Raw genomic sequence first — 19,125 nt, 5'->3', positions numbered from 1 at the left:
GATCTCGATGCCGAGTTTCGCGTACACATTTAAGGACACGACCGGCGCTCTGAGGCAGGGCAGTTCCGATGCCGAGAGCGAGGCTGCACTGGCGCGAAAGCTCCAGGAGCAGGGCTACATGGTCATGAAGATCCAACAGGTCAAGTCGGCCCGGCCGAAATCGGCAGGCGGCGGCTTCGGACGCGTCAAACTGACCGACCTGTCCATATTCTGCCGCCAGTTCTCGACCATGGTTGACGCGGGCGTGTCACTGGTCAGATGCCTGAACGTTCTCAGCGAGCAGACCCAGAGCGCAAAACTCCGAAGGGTTATTCAGGACATCGAGCAGGAAGTGCAGGCCGGTCAGACGCTCTCCAAGGCGATGGCGAAGTACCCCAACGTCTTCAGTAACCTGTTCATCGGTCTGATCCGGGCCGGTGAGGTTGGCGGCGCGCTTGAGGAAAGCCTGCACAGGCTGTCCACATTCCTCGAAAAGGATATGGAACTCCGCCGCAAAGTCAAGGGCGCGATGACCTATCCCGTGATCGTCATGATAGTCGCCTTGGTCATCGTCATAGGTCTGGTCACGGTCATTCTGCCCAAGTTCATGGACCTGTTCAAAGAACTCGGGATGAAGGATACTGAGATGCCGGCCATGACGCTGATGCTCATGAACTTCAGCCACTTCCTTACCAGCAAGTGGTATTTCATGATTCTGATTCTGATCGTCTTCGTCACTGCTTTCCGAATGTTCGTCAAGACGAAAGTGGGCCGGCGGTCATTCGACTGGTTCAAGCTCAAGGCTCCGGTCTTTGGGAAACTGAACCACAAAATATGTCTTGCCCGGTTCTCGAGGACGCTGGGCACTCTGCTGGTCAGCGGCGTGCCGATCTTGCAGGCGATGGAGACGGTCGCCGGCACTGTCGCGAACGACGTCATCGGTGACGCCATCCTGGAGGCGAGGACAAGGATTCGTGAGGGCGACCGGATCGGCGACCCGCTTCAGAAGAGCAAGCTCTTCCCGCCGATGGTAGTACAGATGATCAATATCGGCGAGGAGTCGGGCGCGCTCGATCAGATGCTCGGAAAGATCGCGGACTTCTACGAGTCCGAAGTTGACGTTGCCCTGCAGAGCCTGACGTCCGCCATTGAGCCTCTCATGATCGTCTTCCTGGGTGGCGCTGTCGGATTCATCGTCGTGGCGATGTTCATGCCGATGCTTGCGGTCATCACGAACCTCACGAATGCGGGATAGCGGAGCCTGGGAAGATCGGACTCGTCAATGCCGGAATGGCTCGGAATCACAATAGCGTTCATCTACGGCGCGGTAGTCGGTAGTTTCCTGAATGTCCTTATCTGGCGGCTGCCCAGGGACGAGTCAATCGTCAAGCCGGGCTCTCACTGCCCGAGCTGCGGTACTCTGCTCCGGGCATGGGACCTGGTGCCCTTCTTCAGTTTCCTGGCGCAGCGGTGCAAGTGTCGGTACTGTGGGGCTAAGGTCAGTTGGCGTTACTTCACCGTCGAGTTGATAACGGCGGTCTACTTTGCGGTGCTGTACAACGCTTTCGGCTACGACTTGCTTCGGTTCGTGGCGTTTGCGCTGTTCGGGGCATCGCTGATCGCGATACTGTTCATTGATCTTGACCACTGGATCATACCGGACCAGCTCAGTGTTTTCGGCATAGCGGTAGGCATTGTCCACGAGGTTATCGGGCTGGCGCTTCGGAGGGAAGGCTACGAGCCGGTGCGTCTGGCTGTACCGGGACTCGAGAACGGCCTGCCGATGCTGCAGTCGGTCGTAGGGATGGCCGTGAGCGGCGGGATATTCCTGGCGATAGCAGTACTGAGCTACTACGTGTTCAAGAAGGAGGCCCTCGGCGGCGGAGACATCAAGTTGGCGGCCGCGATAGGTGCTAACCTGGCGCTCGGTCCGGCGCTGTTGTCCTTCTTCCTGGCCGTCGCGCTGGGGAGTGTGATCGGGATCGGGCTGATAGTTGTCGGCAAGAAGACCCGCAAGGACTACGTGCCGTTCGGACCGATGATGGTCGCCGGGGCGTTGATAGCGCTCTTCTACGGCGCGGAACTGGTTGGAATGTGGAGAAACTACGTCGGGTTGTCCTGACCCGTCCGATATGACTCATGGGTCGCAAACGGCCCATTCCGTCTCGACAATGGAGGTACCAGCAATGCTTAAGAGACGAAACGGCTTCACCGTCATCGAACTTCTAACGGTTATCGCTATCATCGGGGTGCTGGCCGCATTCCTGTTTCCCGTGATCGCGTCTTCGAGGAACAACGCTAAGAAGACGAGCTGTACCAGCAACATGCACCAGGTCTGGACCGCGCTCAAGATGTTCCAGCAGAACGAGGGCAGGTATCCCGACTTCATTGCGGGCCCGTCTCCCGCGGCCGGGGTTGACATCAAGGACATACCCGGCGTAGACGGAGGGCGAGCGGTCTCGCTCTATCCCGAGTACATCAAGTCTGAGCAGATACTCTACTGCCCGATGGCTGTCAAGAACGGGATGATGACCGAGTACACGCGCATGATGACCATCGCCGATCCGCTCAAGGGTAGGGTTCCCGGCTTGCGTGGGACGGCGAATCCGGCATATCAGGTGTATCCTTTCAGCACCTACGATGTGCAGAACATGCGCAACAGTCGGCAGTGGGAGGCCCACTACTCGACGGCCTGGCTCGATCCGCCGGGCAACCAGACTGCGGCTCAGTTCGCCAAGGTATTCCCGGACTTCATGCGCCAGCTCAGGTGGAAATCGCCGCCTGAGGATACCGTCGTCACATGGTGTGGCTACCATAGGGAGTACAAGAACGCGGAGGTCAGGTCGGGCAGCATGGACCTCGTGCTGTTCCTCGACGGTCACGTGCAGCCGATGCCTTCGGCAAAGCTCTACGACAACGACTTGCGAACCCTGAACTGGAGCGTGGTGTGGGTGAACGCAAAGCCGTGATCCCCGCATAACTTCATACGTCCCTGAGGCAACTGCCCGCCGCAGGCTCGGCAGTTGCCTCGTTTTGGCTTCTATGCAAGGAACATTTCCCGGCTCCGGATAGTCGAAAACGTAGGAACGTTGCGATCGGGCGCGTTCCATTCCTGCAACTGCTCTGTTGGAGAAGTCTATGAGGCTGCGGACGCACATCTCGGATAATCGTGGTATGTCCCTGGTCGAGGTATTGGCCGCCCTCGCCGTGTTCGTAGTCGGTATACTCGTGATCGTGAGGATGTTCCCCCCAGGTTTCCTCGTCGTAAAGCAGAGTGAGAACGTCACCCTCGCAAACCGGCTGGCCCAGGCCGAACTAGAGCGGCTCAAGGGCTCGACATCCAACCTTCCCGCGGGCATTCTTGGCTGGGATATAGTGAACGGTGGAGTGTTGATTGACGTGAACCCGGAGGACCTCGGCGAGCTGCCGGGCCTCTCCGGCATGTCATCTCCGCCGGACTCCCGCTACTACTCGGACGTGAACAAGTTCCGGCGCATATATGCCGAGTCCACCAGGATACCTGCACCGATGACTACGCCCCTGTGGGGCGATGTGTCCATGTACGTCGTGAACTTCAGCCCGATCGAGTGGGCGGGCACCACTTCGATTACTGTTCGCAGTGGACCGATGCGCCGACGCTCCGTGCCGGAGTCCCCCAGGACTGTCAGAAGCTCTTCGGAATACGCGGTTGACTACAACAACGCCGTGCTGCACGTCCGCCCGACCAACTACGACCGGGAGTTCGTCATCAGCTATTCCTACTGGAGCCAGGTCAGCGGCCGTCCCGAACTGCGGCCGGTTCTCAGCGCCAGGGTCTTCATTCCCAGGGACGCTGCCAACGTGGAGATACCGAATGGCAATGCCGCTTCGCCTTCGCCGGTCAAGAACGAAACCGGGTACATGTTCATAGACAACGGAAGCGACACTCTACACCGAAGTTTCATGCAGATAGACGCCTCGGCGGCTTGGGATCCGGACAACCCCTACCAGTACAAGGTGCTCGACACTTTGCGGGGCGTGGTCGGCTTCAACCCGGCTGGCTACGGCTACGAGGAGTTCACGGAGTGGGGCAGGGTGCCGCTGACCGCCTACATAGACTACAACGTTCTCGACTGGCATATCATTCGCGAGGACCGAAAGATACCCGACACCGTCCTGAGCGAGGCGGATCTCGGCGTCAAGCTGACTCTCCGCTTCATCAAGAACGCCGCGGTGCCTGGCGCGGCTCCCTCGAGCGAGACAGCCACCGTCGAGTTTGACGGCAGTCGGTACACCGGGCTTGCTCCCGGGCTTGATTTTAGCATCCTCGCGATTGACATACAGACCGGCGAATGGTTCAACGAGGAGTCTTCCATGGGGTCCGGCCAGTGGGCGATGATCGTCAACTACAAGGACGGTATCGTCAGGTTCCATCCGAGTTTGGCCGGCCGGACTTTCCGTATATACTACCGCGCCGAGGGCGACTGGGCTCTGCAGGTCTTCAAGGCCTTCGAGTCGTATCGCAGGAGCTACAACTTCAGCGCCGGCTCGTCGTCGCCGCTCGACCACCGCGAATGGTACGGGCCGACCTCGGACGCCGGCGGGGTCGAGTACTTCAGCGATAAGATATACTTCGCGCGCTGCTACTCGGGTATGAGCGTCGCCCTCGACTACACGTACCGCATCGCCGGGAACGCTGAGGTCTTCACCGTCGAGGGCGATACCTACAGGACCTCCGAGGCGACGGGGTTTCAGGGCACGTGCTATATCGAGCCGAGGGAGCGTATCGCCAAGCTGCGAAACGTGTCCGTGGGCGACGTTCAGATCCTGGGCATCACCCGCGTGAACGGCGTATCGGTCGGTACCAGGGTCATCTGGCGCGAAGGCGGCCGCGGATTCAACGCGGGCCGGTGGCGATCGGTGGACTTGCAGACCTACCTTATGCGCCTTCAGGACTGATCGTACGGTTTGATAACTATGAGATACACCACGAACAATAGAAACGGGTTCACGCTGGTCGAGATCATGGTGGTCCTCGCGCTGACCATCCTGATCCTGGGGCTTGTGTTCGGCCCGGTCATCCGCACCTTCGGCTTTACACGCAGCGCCGAGATCATGGTGCGCGCGCAGGACAACGCCCGATTCGCGCTCGAGCAGGTCAGCCGCGACCTCGCCGACGCGATGTTCGTGTACGACAATACGAATCAGCCGATCAACTTCCCCATGCCCGACGCCGCCGGGAACGTTGTTCCTGTCCCGGTGCTATATGCCAAGGTAGACATCGTCCTGCCGCGCATCCGTGCATATTGCACCGCCCCGTCCTCGATCCATTCGGACGGCGACCCGAGGGACTTCGCCCGTCACGATCCCGGGCATCCGGAACTCGACGAGGCGACGCCGCTCTGCCCGGTCTGTGGGGCTCCACTTCAGCTTCGTCCCGCCCAGCCGCTCGCCGCGGACAAGTATATCGTGCGGTATTTCATCGGCCTGCGCGACCCGAGCAAGCCCTACTCCAACGGCTACACGAACAGGTTCGCAACCGGTGAGGACAACATGTTCGTTCTGTATCGGGTGGAGTTCAGCCCCTACGACGACAACCTGTTCGGCAACTCCGACGACGCCGGCGCCAATCTTAGCGATCCGAACTTCTTCTACGGGCCGCACAGCGCCGCCTGGAGGAAGATCAGCCGTCCCATGGTTACGCTCGAACACACCGATCTGATCGTTCAGGAGATGGAGAACGGTGAGGCGAAGTACGGGGTCGGCGGTAGCCCGATAGTCACGCCCACGGTCAAGTTCATGCCGACCGCCATCTACAACGATCCCCTGGTGCCGACCGTCGAATCCGGCGATGACCCCGAGCACGGCGATCTGCTGCCGACGGTATACAAGGCGAGTTACGGACAATGGACGACCCCGATTGAGGTGACGCTCTTCCGCAAGCTTCCAAACGGCGGTACGGTTACTTTCAAGGCCGAGAGAAAGCCCGGCCAGGCCTGCGTCCTGCGCGATCCCGGCGGCAGCGTGATATTCGACATAACCGATTACATCTACACGAAGACCGACCCGAGGGCGAACTATCCCGGTCGGCCGTACGGGGTAGGGCGCTTCCCCAATCAGAGGCCGGATGTGGCGTTCACGATTGATGATACGAAGGGCGCGGTCAACTTCTCGTTCCCTGTCGTGGATCTTGATGCAAGCAGTTCGATGGGACGGATGGCGGTCAGCATGGTCGCCGGTACGGACGACATCAACGCCCGATACGAGGCGTTCACGAGCTACAAGGACCGCTACCGGTCCCTGTGGATCAACGACCCGGACGTCGGGCTCGCGCCGATCGCCAACGCAACGGTCGTGCCCGGTTCGGAGCGGGTCGTCGCCCCGGATGCGTCTCCCGGTGCCAACTACGGCCGCGCGACGAGGTATCAGCGCATCCCGAGCTATCTCTATGAACCGGGACTCAATCAGTATCAACTCGATGTGAACTACCAGGCGGTTGACTCGTCCGGCGCGCCCCTCGACAAGCCGGGTCTGGCATGTCTGTTCTTCCATTCGTACCAGACGCACCAGCCGGGCTCCGGCATGGAACTTCCCGGCGGCACGAATAACGTCCTCGTCTACTACGAGGTGCAGAACAACAAGAAGGGCGACAGCCTGCGTGCGAGCTACGTGACCAAGAGCCTGATGACGGTCATGATGGGTATACGCATCTACGACCCGATCACCGGCAAGCCGCAGGTCGTGCAGCTTACCAACAAGGTCACACTGAGGAACATAGCCGAGTGATGGATATGCACACACGGATTCAAGGGCCGCGGACAAGGCTGGCGTCGGTATTGCGAAGTCAGGCGGGGCAGTCGCTGATACTTGCGCTCTCCGTCATGTTTCTGCTCGTCTTCATAGGCGGGCTCTTCATCGGCATCGTCGGTCGTAACATCCTCAGGGCGCAGAGGAGCGGAGAGGTCCTCAGCGTGCAGTACCTGGCCGAGGCAGGCATCCGATATGCTGACCACCAGCTCACCTACAGTGAGGAAGGCGCCGATTGGCGTCCCGTGCCTGATTACCCGGCGGTTGTGATCGAGAAGAACGGTGGCCCCGCTTCCAACGCCTCGCAGCGGCCCAGCACGGACGACCCGGACTATACGTGGCTCATGGAGGGATTCAGTCGCTATTCCTACGGCAAGGGCCGCTTCCTCCTGCGGATCACGTACGATCCGAGGCCGGGTGACCCGATGTCTAAGTTCATCAAGGTGGAATCCATCGGGCGAATGGGGGTTGTCGATCCTAACGATCCGACGACCTTCCAGAACAGGCAGCCGATTCGGCTTCGGAAGGAACTCGTCGCTTACAAGCCGATAGCGATAACAGACTACGCCCGTTTCGTTACGAACAAAGACCGACGCCCGGCGGCTACCACTCTCGGCGTCCCGGAGTTCGTAACGTCCTTCGGCGAGCAAGGCGCGAACCACGTCCTCGGCGCGCCGATCCGCGTGAACGGCGATCTCATCTGGCAGGGCCGCAACCTCATCTGGCTCGATCCGGCGAGGGGGCAGGGCGTCGAAGTTGCCGGCGACATCCGACATGAGGACTCCGCCAACGGAAGCCCTGGCGAGGTCTATGTCAACGGCGAGCCGGCCCTGGAAAGCGTGCTGGCGGACTTCAACACGGCCCCGGGAGTAACTACCGCTCCCGTGAACCCCGCCGATCCCGAGATCGGCTGGTATCGCGACGGGAATCCCGGCGAGGATGCGCTCGGCCGGCCGAGGGAGATCACCCGCCTCGAGCCGCCGAACCTCGACGCGGTCGGTGTCAGCGGAAGGCTGAGCCGCTATCGCGAGCTCACCCGCAACTCCGGCGAGTGGCGTCGTGACCCTCAGGGCAACTGGTACAACACCGGCTACTACGGATGGGGCGACGGAATATACATTGACAACACTCGCGACATTCAGGAAGAGAGCGTCGGATACACCCTGCGCTCCGACTGGACGCAGCCCGGGGAGTCTCAATACTGGCACGGCCCGTACTACGATCCTCCCGGCATAACCGTCGTGCTGCTGCCGTATGATTCCGATGGAGCCGACAGGGACGGTGACGGCGTCATAGACGGTCCCGACATCTTGATCACGAGGAACGAGCGTGACAGGTACATCTGGCTCGACAGGAACGGCGCCCCGATGTCCGAGACCGGCGAGCAGATGACGATGCCGTATCCGAAGAACGGCGTTCTTTTCGCGGAGGGCAACATCCGTATCAAGGGGATGCTCGCTCCCGGGAAGCAGATGACGGTCGTATCCGGCGGGACGATATACGTGGACGGGAACATCCTGAAATACCGCAATCCGCAGACCGGTGAGATCGCCCCCGATTGTTCGGCGGCCCTGCTCGCCGAGGACTACGTTTGCGTGAACACCACGCAGTTCTTCGGCCCGATGAAGGAGGTCCCGTATCCCGGTCCGGGATCGGGGTTCTTCGATGTGTCGCCTACCTCGTCCTTCTGGTTCACTTTCGCGTTCGGAGAGCATCCCGCCGCGTACAATCGGCGCGTCGAACTGCTGGTCCGGCATACCGCCGCGCCGGGCGGCGCGACCTACATGAACATGCTGGTCAACTGGCCGCCGACCGACGCGCAGTTGAGCGGGTCGCCTTACTACTCCTTCTATCAGTTCAACCTCGCGGGATGGGCGGCGAGCGTTCCGATGCGATACATCTACCCTCTGGGTGATGCGGCGGCGTGGCCTGCCAAGTTTTCGAGCCAGCAGTATGAGAGCTGGGAGCACCAGGTGTTCGGTCTCTGGCCGATTTCCGCCGGGGAGTATGATTTCAGAGTCCTACCCGGAGTCGAGAACCGGATAGGCTTCCAGCTGGACCAGAGCCTGAGGCTTCCTTCCGGCGCTCAGGACTACTATGTCTCGCGGGCTATCGTCCAGCCGATGGATGTTCGCGTCGAGGCGATGATGTACGCGCAGAACAAGTCGTTCTTCGTGATCCCGGGCGAGTGGGTCAATCCCGACCCCGAGGATCTGAGAGGTAACCGAGCTGACGCCCCGAACATGGTTCGTCGCCTTCCAGACGGCCCGACGGATAGCCGCTGGCCTTTCTACGGCCAGCCGCCGGATGTCCGCATCGTCATCTCCGGAGCGATCAGCGAGAACTTGGCTGCCTCCGTGGGCGATTCCAGCGCATGGATGGGCAAGTGGGGATGGATTCCCATCGAGCACGGCAGTTCGGGCGAGCTGACCGAGGCCTATCGTCCGCCGCTCGACCCGAATACGCCGAACGACGAGAGGCGCAAGGGGCTGACCATCGTGTATGACGAACTGCTCTCGCATCCGTTGTTCCCGGGTACGACCGACGCGCTCAGGCGAGATGAGTTCCGCAGGCCGCTGCCGATCGCGCCGAGGCTCCCTGTCAGCCCGCAGACGATCTACATCGGACGGCCGACCTAGCCAGACGAGTGACTCTCGCCGGGATTTCCGGCTGAGCCGGGGTGGTTAACTATGAGCAACCGGACACTAAGCTTTCTGATACTCGCGATTCTTCTGACCGTCTTTGCGGCGGGCTTTGCCGACTGCGCCAGTTTTACATACGCGAGCCAGCGCAAGGAGATCAAGGCGGGCGTCCTGATCTTCCCGGACGCAGGCGGACTCTATACGGTGCGCCCCGCGGCTCCTTATGTCTTCCACGTTCTGAACAACAGGATGGATCTCAAGCCGCAGGGTTGGGAGTTTGTGAATCCGCTCGCGTCCTCCCGCGTGACCGGCGAGATCATGGCGCGATGGGCCGGCGCTGGCGGTCCGCCCTATGCCGAGGGCGACGGCATCACGAAGGAGATGGGATGCTACTGGGAAGTCAAGATTGACGCCGGCGTTGCCGAGCTGTCCCAGTTCGACGTTCTCTTCGTGGCTCTATCCGGCACGTACGATCTAGGTCGCCTGCAGAGGGAGAAACTCCGCAAACTGGTGGATTCGGGCGGCGTGCTCTGGATCGAGAGTGCGCCCGGAGGTGTGGGCGGTCTGAGGAACTTCTTCACCTGCGACTTCGCCTTCAGCAGCGGTGGCGGCGCGGCATGGGCCGGCGCGCCCAATCCGATGCACCCCCTGGCGCGGCGTCCGTACACTCTCTCTTGGGATGAGATGACGAAGCTCGGCACCAGCGCGAGCGAGCTGAATGGGTCGGGTATGTATCTGGTCGGTGCCAGGACCGTCGCGTTCTCTGCCGGTGGAGACCGGTACTTCCAGACGATCATCGGCGTTAACGCGAATACCTCGGCGCCGGTCGTTGCCGCGGCTCAGTACGGCAGCGGACATGTGGTTGCGTGCGCTGAGAACGTCGGCTACGCGATAAGTGCGTTCGCCTCGACCTTTGACTACGGCGGCGCGACGGTCCGGAACGGAACTTACTGCCCGACCGAACGGGTCGCAGTTGCTCCGGCCGAGGACCTCAAGATGGCGGTGAATATCGCCTCCTGGGGTGGCGAGCACACCACTTTCCACAAGAACGCGCGCCGGAGCGGCTTCTCCTATGATGAGGTCGGGGCTCCTCTCGCCCTCAAGTGGTACTACGACGGCGGCGGAAATATCCCCACCGGTTCGTCGCCCGCGATCCTGAACGACATGGTCTTCTACGTGGACGGTCGCGGCGTTCTGCGGGCGTTTGATCTGTCTCCCGCTCAGGACGTGGATGGCGACGGCAACCCTGACGATGGTCTGCCGGACTACGCGAGCGGCGCACCTTACGACAGGATATGGGAAGCGAACTGCGGGGGGCCGTCATCCTCGCCGACGGCCGCATACGTGCCGGTCGGCGGTGGGGCCGCGCTGCCCGCTGTCTTCGTGGCGAATCAGGGCGGAGGCATACTGGCTTTCAATGCGGCGACGGGGGCGCCTCTCACCGGCAGCAACCCGATCATGACCGTGGACGGATACGCCGCTGACAACCCCGCGAACGGGATTATCGGCATTCCCGCCCCGACCTACTTCGACGGAGTGGTCTATGCCGGGGACGCTCTCGGATGCCTTCGCGGGAAGAACCTGCTCGACAACACGCAGTGGAAGTGGCCCGCGAGTCCGCTCAACCTCCCGCCGACGCTGACCGCTCCGGCGGTCGGGTACTTCCGAAACCCGATCACCGGGTCGGTGGACCAGTTGGTCTACATGGCGGCGCGCGGTCGGGTCGGCAGCGTGAACGGATGCGTCTACAGCTTCCCGATAAGGGTCTTCAACGAGGTGCTCACTCGAGCGACTGGCGCGAACGAGTACCGCGTACGCCGATATCAGACGATGGCCGTCAAGAGCGACCCGTCCACGTTCCAACTCTACATCAGCCAGCCGGACGGGACCTTGGTCGAAGTGGCCGATGCGAGCGTGACCGTCAAACAGCCCGGAACGTTCGTGCTGACGACTAACGTGCCGAGCGGTTCTTCCGTGATCGCCGATTACGAGATTGATTCGAGCAACACGGCCTACCCGCCGAACTACCGCCAGCGTATAGACGTCAAGAACGTGGCGACCACCGGCACGAGTCCTCCGGGACTCGGCGTGACCGACACTCCGGCTATCGCGCCGAACGACACGCTGTACTACGCGACCGAGAACGGCTCGTTCTACGCGGTCATGGAGGACGGCTGGGGGCTCACGACCAAGTGGCGCTGGTACATGGGCGATCCGGGCCCGAGGAGTCTGCTCGGCGGCAGCGCCGTGGCCGTCGGGTCGGCCGCGGTAGGGAACGACATGGCCTACTTCGCGGTCAATGCCGGGGGCACGGCGTATATCCTCGCGTTCGATGCCGATCCCACATTCCGGATCAGCGTAGGCGGCCCCATAGACTCGAGACGGCCGGTCGAGGTTCTGCAGTACGACAGCATGAACCCGGGCAGTGAGCCGAGGGCCGTCAGCGGAGCGGCGGAAGGCACGGACACCTCCCGTCGGCGCGTCGCCTTCAAGGTTGACTACGATGCGGGCCGCATCACGATCGAGAACTTCCTCGATCCGCTGAGCGCGTCGCAGGACCTGATCGTGCGGTTCTACCCGCCGACCGAAGGCTCCGGGCCCGGCACTCGCATCGAGCAGATTCATCCGGCGTTCACGACTACGCCCCAGTTCGACGATTCCTGGAACAACCTGGCCTGGGCGCTCAAGATTGACGGCGCTACGATCACTTCCTCCCCCATGCTGATGGGCAACATATTGTACTTCGGGACCGCGGCGGGCCGCCTGCACGCTGTCAACGTCCAGCGCATATCCCAGACGACCGATCGGCACGCGGTAGTGCCCGTGAACGACGGCATCCACTGGTTGTGGCCGGATCCGGATCAGCCTGCTCTCGGCGGCGGCCAGCCGATACTCTCGACGGTCGCCGGCGCGCACGGCTCGATTGTGGTCAGTTCCGCCGAAGGCATCGCCGTCCTGCACAACGCGCTCACTCTGGTGGCCGACAACCGCCGACTGCTCGAGATGGATTCCTCCGGCCGGGTGGTTTGGTCGTGCGACAGCACCACTTCGTTCTCCGTCACGCGGCTCGATGCGACGGCGACCCCGGTCTTCGGAGCGACCAAGACGCCTATCAACCGACCGTCGGTAGCGCGTCGCGCGGGATCGAGCAACATCCTGTTCGCAGACACGGGGAACAACCGGGTCGCCATGATAGACCGCGCAGGCAACGTCCTGTGCGAGGTCTCCGAGTTCAGAGATCCGCTGGGGGTTCTGCCTCCCGGTTCGCCCTTGAGGCTCAGCACGCCGACCGACGCGTGGGTCTGGCCGGTCGCGGGTCCGGTCGCCGGTTCGACGGCATACCGGTTCCTGATCGCGGACAGCGGGAACTACCGGGTGGTCGAGGTGGAGGCGACATACGACCCCTCTACCGGCCGCTACAGCCGCCAGGAACTGCGCTGGGCGACGCATACCCTCGAGCAGGGCAAGCGCTACAGGTACGTCAGCGCGCGAAGGTACCCGAAGCCGGACGGCACCGGCACCGAAGTGATTTGTGTCGTGGACAACTATGTTCCCGAGTCCTCCAGGCTGGAGACGACCGGCGGGGCCATCGTCACGATTGATGATGCCACCGGGCGGATTGCGAACAGCGGCGTGAGGCGCTTCGTCGAGACGCCTGACGGTACTCAGGGTTTGACGCGGCTGGTCAATCCGACCTTCTTCTCGCGGGAGTTCAAGGCCGGCGGGATGTTCGTGGATGTCATCGGCGACGCGAACGGGCTGTACGTCACGCACTTCTACAACGCGAACCTGCAGACGGTCAACCCAGGGAGCCTCGGGCACCCCAATCCGCGGATCCACCTTGCCCGAAATCACCCTGAGAAGCCGCTGGTGATATCTTCCGCCCAACTGCTACCGAGCGGCAACGTTCTCGTCACAAACGGGGCGCCGAGCCTTGGGACCGTCCGGAAGTCGTTTGCCGCCCAGGGAGAGGTGTTCGAACTACTTGCCGATTTCTCGAAGATAGTGTGGCCGGGCGCCGGCGTAGACGTCGGGAAGGGCAGCTATCCGCTCGAGCAGCCGTCCAGCGCCGAGCGGCTGCTCCAGTAGCCCGGTCGGGCATCCTGTCGGTTCGAGGTATACAGATATGAAACCTAGAGTATTGGCCTGTGCGCTGATTTCCATACTGGTCTTCGCGGCTTTGGGGACCGTTCTGGCCCAGGGTGCCACGAAATGGCCGATGTATCGGCACGACGTGGCCCGGACGGGTTTGTCCGATACCAACGCCTTGCTGTCTTCCCGGCCGGTGCCGATCTGGGTGTTCCCGTATCCCGAGCCTGATGTCGAGCCGGTGGACAACGACTATCCTCCGAGCGGGAAGAACGAGGCGAACTTCAATGCGGTGGGCACATGGGTCCCCGCGGATTCGGTCGTGTCGCCCAACGCCTATGGCGGCAACTTCCTCTACTCATTGGCCTCGGATTCCGGCACGGCGACCTGGACCTTCCCTCTCACTACCCAGAGGTCGCAGACGGTGGCGTACTACGTCTACGTCTGGTTCCCCTCACATACCGGCGCGTCCCAACCGAAGCATGCGACCAACGCGCTCTACCGTGTCAGGATCATGAACGACAGCGGGACGGAGGACTCCTCGGCATCGTTTCGTATAGACCAGACATCCGGCGGCAACTGGGTCATCCTCTCGTCGAGCCCGTTCATGGTCCGCGACGATCAGTATGTAGTCGTTGAACTGACCACGTCCGGCGCGAACGGTATCGTCGTCGCGGACGCCGTCATGCTTGAGCAGGACCTCGGCGCCGTGATCGGTTCGCCGGCGTTCGCTCCAGGGACGGAGGATCCCGCAGACCGACGAAATGACCTGGTTGTGACCTCCATTCTGGAGAACCGCCGGTTGCCGATCGTCAACGCGACGTCGCCGATGGTGGATGAGTGGGGCAATGTCGTGCGGGATGAAGACGGCAACGTCCTCTACGAGTCGTCCACCATACAGTCGGGCTCGGTGCGGGTCGGCGCGGTCTACGGCATAGCGGCCGAGGATGATCTCACCACGGGCGGCGCAGACGAGCGCGGCCTGCAGAAATGGGTCTTCCCGTTCAACACGGACAACTGGGTGGCTGGTGGTTTCTCTTCCTCGCCGCTCATCGGCACATACAACAACGCAGAGGTCGCGTACTGCCCCGCGCTCGACGGCCAGATCTACGTTCTTACGACGGTTCCTGGTAGCGTGCAGGATAGCGCTCGTATCGTCTGGCAGGGCCCCGGCTACCTCGATGAGCCGACCGCGCCCGCTAGCTGGACACCCATCCTGGGTTCCGGACGCCAGGGCGACGACTTCCTGCGGACGACGGCCGTGACCTCTTCCGGGAGCGAGACCTTCGCCGCATGGAGCTTCGATATCGGCATGCAGGGCAAGTACTCTTTCTACGCCTGGGTGCCGCCCTCGAGCCAGACCGAGCCGCAGGTGCCGGATGCGCGGTACACCATATCGGTGGGCGGGACCGACTATGCCGCGACCGGCGACCAGAGGAGTGGCGGCCGCTGGATACTTCTTGGCACTTATGACGTGGGCGCGTCAGGAACGGGCGCGGGCAACACGACGGTCAAGCTCTCGAACGTGAGCAGCGTGGCCGGAGGAACGACCACTCGCTATGTTGCCGCAGACGCCGTCAAGGTCGTGCTGTCCGGGCTCGGATCGTTCGACTGGTCCTCTCCGGCACTCAGCAGCGACGGCTCCAGAATCTACATCGGTGGTACCGGCGGGAGGCTCTGGTGCTTCAAAGTCGGCGATCCCGACCCGGTCTGGGTCTACCCCACGCTGGATGCCAACCCGATCGGCGCCATATACGCGTCGCCGACCCTCGACGGCAGCTCGATCTTCATAGGTTCGACTGACGGGCACGTCTACTCTGTCAGCGCGGCGACCGGCATCGAGAACTGGGTTTACCCGAGCAAGACCGTGCCGGACTCCGACGGCAACTTCCAAGTTCTCGGCGAGGTGTCCAGCACGATCGCCGTGCGCGGGAGCAGCCTGTACGTCGGCGTCGGCAGTGATGCGAACATCCCGCCGATGTTTGTCACCGACGACACCTACGTCGGGCGCGTGATCTGTCTGTCGAAGGCGACCGGCGCTCTTCAGTGGATTTACCCTGATGCGGGGGAAGAGGCGAGGGGGTCTTTCCTCTACTCCTCGCCGCTCATATTCGACAGCATCGGCACGCTGGCGATAGGCTCGTCGGACGGCGCCCTGCTCGCACTCGACCCGGCCGACGGCCATGCGAAGTGGACGGAGTTCCCCGATCTCGGGAATCCGATCTACTCGAGCCCTGCCGGGGCGATGATCCCGGGCGAGAACATTCCGATGGCCTTCGTCGGAAGCCAGAGCGGCTACCTGCACGGCATTGACCTTCGGACCGGCAACAAGCACTGGTCTCACGCTCTGCTGGGGGCGGTGACCTCGTCGCCTGCGCTGGCGGAGGGCAGGATGTACGTCGGCGACATGTCCGGCGTCACATGGGCGTTCTCGACGCGCGCGGGCAGCGGTGCCGACGGATTCGAGGAGTGGAACTACCAACAGCTGCCCGACGGGCCGCCGACTCCCGAGAACTCCGACAGCGACGTCCAGTCGGTCGTCGAGTTGGATATCTTCGCGAAGGAGCAGTACGACTCTATCAAGGACGGGGTCACTATCCCCGACGGTGATCTTCACAAGCTCGCTCGCGCGGAAAAGGACTACAATCCCGGCCACCAGCCCGGGCACAGCCACAATGCGCCGTACTACTACGAATGGGGCGAGACGGCATACGTCATCGCGTGGAACTGCCTGGACCCCAACGATCCCGACTCGACCGATGACGAGACTAAATGGTTGTCGAGCGGCGCCGGCAGTCGAGGCAGCAAGTTCGTCGCGTCCACCGACAGCACGCTGAGGCTCTCGATCAGGAGCCGCGGCCCGGGAGACCAGAGCGATCAGTCTACCACGCTTACGATGACCGACAAGGGTTCGATATGGGACTCAGCGGCGGGAAGACCGGTCTTTTTCACGAAGTACGCGTATGTGCTCGGCACGTCTTCGAGTAGCAACACTCAATCGCCGGGAAGCCGGATTACACTCAGCGTGCAGGAACTGCCCAGCACCAAGTCCGACAGCGTCAACCGGGGCGGCAAGGCGGCCGAGTGTGTCGCGCCGGAGCACCCGATTCCGACGACTCAGGACCCGGTACTCGGCACGATATACGACCGCACCAAGTACCTTCCTCAGCGCGTCTCGATCAACAACCCGCTCGCCCTGATATGCGTGGACCCGAGCGGGCTCGACGGGCCCTGGTATGTGGGCGTGAACTCGAGCGCCGCGACTACCCGCGATGCCAGTAACTTCGGCTCCGTGGTGCACGACAACGGAAACCGCCGTCAGATCATGCCGTGGCTGCGGTCGGGCGTAGTTGCGCACGGTACCAACTCCGACGAGCGCAGGTTCGTTGCCTGCGACCGCAGCCTCCTGAGCCTCACGGGAAACAACATCTCGCGCTTCAGGATAGAGCGCAGCGATCTCGACTGGCAGGGCGGCGACGCGCAGATCTGGCGCAGCAACGGGATCAGCACTGCACTGCCTTGGGAGAAGCCCCTGCCTCCTCTCGTCGGGCCGAACGGCAGCCTCGACTATCCTGACATCCGCTCGCGCCAGTTGAGCTACGCGATGGCGGAGAGCCGCCTCGATCCGACGCAGGAGGACGTGGAGATTCGATTCGGAGGCGCTCTCACCGTTCCCGCCACCGACGACCCCTGGCCGGTCGGTCAGAACCCGGTGGGTCAGGTGATCGCCGTGCCGAGGTTCCAGCCGCCGAACATGCCGTTCATCATGCCCGCTACGGTGGACTCACTGCGAGCATCGGGTTACACGGGCAGGGTGTACACGTTCATAGACTCCAACGGGGACGGACGCCTGAACCGCTCGGGTCAGCTCGGCTCTTCGCAACTCGTTCAGCAGAGCGTGAGCGGCGCGAGGTCCGAGGCGTACCGCGAGTTCTACGCGCAGGCGCACGTGCCGGCGGACTATCGGGTCGAGGTCGGTGAGAAGACATACGACATCGGCGCGGTCCCTCACGGCTTCGGCTTGACCGAGTCCGGCGGAGTGTCGCCCAATCTGTTCCTGCCGACGCTCGGCGACAACGCTAAGCTTCGTCTCGGTGGCTCGGATACTCCCGGGGTGTTCGATCCCTGGTTCAAGACGTTTACCGCGTACAACCAGGGCAACGTCAACATGCTGAACCTCAAGATGGCCAAGAGAGTCAATCCGTCGGCCGGTCCGTCGTACAACTTCGACCTGTTCAGCGACACGGCGGAGGGCAGCATTTACCCTAGCGGAAACAACCTCGTGTCCTACGGGGCATACGTGCCTGCCGCGGCGATCACGAGCGCGCTGGACAACCGGTTCCTGACCGCCGCCCTGACGAATCTTCCTCCGATCATGGGTCTGACGTCGCGCACGTTCCACAAGCCGAGGGTGGGTGAGTCGCCGACTGTGCTTCGTCTGCCGGACATGCCGAAGCGGCTCTACACGACGGCCGGCTTCGCTCCCCTGGAGCCGCCGCCTCTGCCGTTCTTCAGCGTCGCCGTACCGGTCGGTACGCCTACTGGCACGTACTCTCGTTCGATCACGCTCTTCGAGGATGCCAACAACAGCGGCGTGTACGACCCCGGGGAGGCCGTCGGCAACCCGCTGATGCAGGTGAAGCTGACTGTCACTGAGAACCGCATGACGGACGGTTTCATGCCGGGTGCGCTCCCTCAGGTTGATCTGCCGGATCCTAGTTTCTCGGTCGGCGACGTCTCGCCCGCCGTGTATATGGGTCCCGACTACAGCCTGCACATGTACTGGTCGAGTTCCCGTCGAGGTTCGGTGACGGGCGGCGGCGGCGGCGCGGGCAACGCTCCGGCGCCCGGCGATCCCTGGTACCTGTACAAGTCCTCGATGAGGCTCGACAACAACTCCTGGGCGCTCGCCCAACCCGGCTACACGCAGTGGTGGTCGCCGACCGGTGACACTCCGATACCGGCCCCCGGCGACCTCGCCACGTTCTTTGACGCGGGACCGGGGCAGGTGCAGCGCAACTCGGCCAAGTTCAACAGCCCTTCTATCGCCCGCAATCCGGCGAACGGTCAGGCATGGCTGTTCTTCGGTGGAGAGGCGTTCCGGCACAACCCGGTGACGGATACCAAGGCTCAGCAGCACAGGGTCTTCTACTGGCCGCTCGACCCGAACGGTGATCCAATCGGACAGGCGTACTCGACGACCAAGGACTGGACGATGCCGAAGTACGGGGTACGCGGCGTCTACGCCAACATCGGCGGCCCGACGCTGTGGAGTTTCTGGTACGGCGGGAACAACAATGAGTGGCGCATATACTACAACATGAGCCCCTATGATCGGAACCTGTATCAGGTGGGCGAGCGGGACTCCTGGTCGAACGATGCCAGGCTCTCGCTCCCGCGCGGTCTCGTCTCGGCTGCGGAGCCGTCCATCATCGCCAGAACGGCCTACACGAGGAGCGGCAACCCGAAGCAGGTGCTGGATGTAGTCTACTCAGCGTACTCTCAATATCACAAGAGTACCGACATCTATCTCAGCCGCTACAATCCTGACCTGGACGTCTCGAGCCGTTGGACCGCGGACCTGGATATTGAGGACCGGCCCGACGGGAAGGATGAGGTGCTCATGCGG

At 62.4% G+C, this 19,125-nt stretch carries 8 protein-coding genes; all 8 read left to right on the top strand.

The features are described 5' to 3' along the window. The first annotated feature begins 7 nt into the window (after nucleotides 1-7). Entirely contained in the window at nucleotides 8-1,234 is a 1,227-nt protein-coding gene (locus KBC96_12200) for a type II secretion system F family protein (protein ID MBP6965157.1), read from the top strand. A 27-nt stretch (nucleotides 1,235-1,261) separates the two neighbouring features. After that, nucleotides 1,262-2,101 carry a prepilin peptidase gene (locus tag KBC96_12195; GenBank protein MBP6965156.1) on the top strand — a complete coding sequence of 280 codons (840 nt, stop codon included), beginning with the start codon at nucleotides 1,262-1,264 and terminating at the stop codon, nucleotides 2,099-2,101. Nucleotides 2,102-2,165: 64 nt separating this feature from the next. Further along, entirely contained in the window at nucleotides 2,166-2,948 is a 783-nt protein-coding gene (locus tag KBC96_12190) for a type II secretion system protein (protein ID MBP6965155.1), read from the top strand. A 169-nt stretch (nucleotides 2,949-3,117) separates the two neighbouring features. Continuing rightward, entirely contained in the window at nucleotides 3,118-4,917 is a 1,800-nt protein-coding gene (locus KBC96_12185; GenBank protein ID MBP6965154.1) for a prepilin-type N-terminal cleavage/methylation domain-containing protein, read from the top strand. An 18-nt stretch (nucleotides 4,918-4,935) separates the two neighbouring features. Continuing rightward, nucleotides 4,936-6,744, top strand: coding sequence for a prepilin-type N-terminal cleavage/methylation domain-containing protein (locus tag KBC96_12180; GenBank protein ID MBP6965153.1), 1,809 nt, complete (start codon nucleotides 4,936-4,938; stop codon nucleotides 6,742-6,744). 50 nt (nucleotides 6,745-6,794) lie between these two features. Next, nucleotides 6,795-9,404 (top strand): hypothetical protein, encoded by a 2,610-nt coding sequence (locus KBC96_12175; protein ID MBP6965152.1) that lies wholly within the window; start codon nucleotides 6,795-6,797, stop codon nucleotides 9,402-9,404. Between the two features lie 51 nt (nucleotides 9,405-9,455). Next, nucleotides 9,456-13,496 (top strand): PQQ-binding-like beta-propeller repeat protein, encoded by a 4,041-nt coding sequence (locus tag KBC96_12170; protein MBP6965151.1) that lies wholly within the window; start codon nucleotides 9,456-9,458, stop codon nucleotides 13,494-13,496. A 37-nt stretch (nucleotides 13,497-13,533) separates the two neighbouring features. Then, on the top strand, nucleotides 13,534-19,125 hold a 5,592-nt coding region (locus KBC96_12165; GenBank protein MBP6965150.1), incomplete at its 3' end, for a PQQ-binding-like beta-propeller repeat protein.

The sequence above is a fragment of the Armatimonadota bacterium genome (genome assembly GCA_017993055.1).
Taxonomy (GTDB): domain Bacteria; phylum Armatimonadota; class UBA5829; order DTJY01; family DTJY01; genus JAGONM01.
Note: the sequence above shows the minus strand (reverse complement) of the source record. Positions and strands in the feature narration are given on the sequence as shown.

What these genes read in the sequence shown, in the direction of transcription:
- KBC96_12185 (MBP6965154.1), top strand. Translation starts at nt 3,118, where the DNA reads ATGAGGCTGCGGACGCACATCTCGGATAATCGTGGTATGTCCCTGGTC.
- KBC96_12200 (MBP6965157.1), top strand. Translation starts at nt 8, where the DNA reads ATGCCGAGTTTCGCGTACACATTTAAGGACACGACCGGCGCTCTGAGG.
- KBC96_12190 (MBP6965155.1), top strand. Translation starts at nt 2,166, where the DNA reads ATGCTTAAGAGACGAAACGGCTTCACCGTCATCGAACTTCTAACGGTT.
- KBC96_12195 (MBP6965156.1), top strand. Translation starts at nt 1,262, where the DNA reads ATGCCGGAATGGCTCGGAATCACAATAGCGTTCATCTACGGCGCGGTA.
- KBC96_12180 (MBP6965153.1), top strand. Translation starts at nt 4,936, where the DNA reads ATGAGATACACCACGAACAATAGAAACGGGTTCACGCTGGTCGAGATC.
- KBC96_12170 (MBP6965151.1), top strand. Translation starts at nt 9,456, where the DNA reads ATGAGCAACCGGACACTAAGCTTTCTGATACTCGCGATTCTTCTGACC.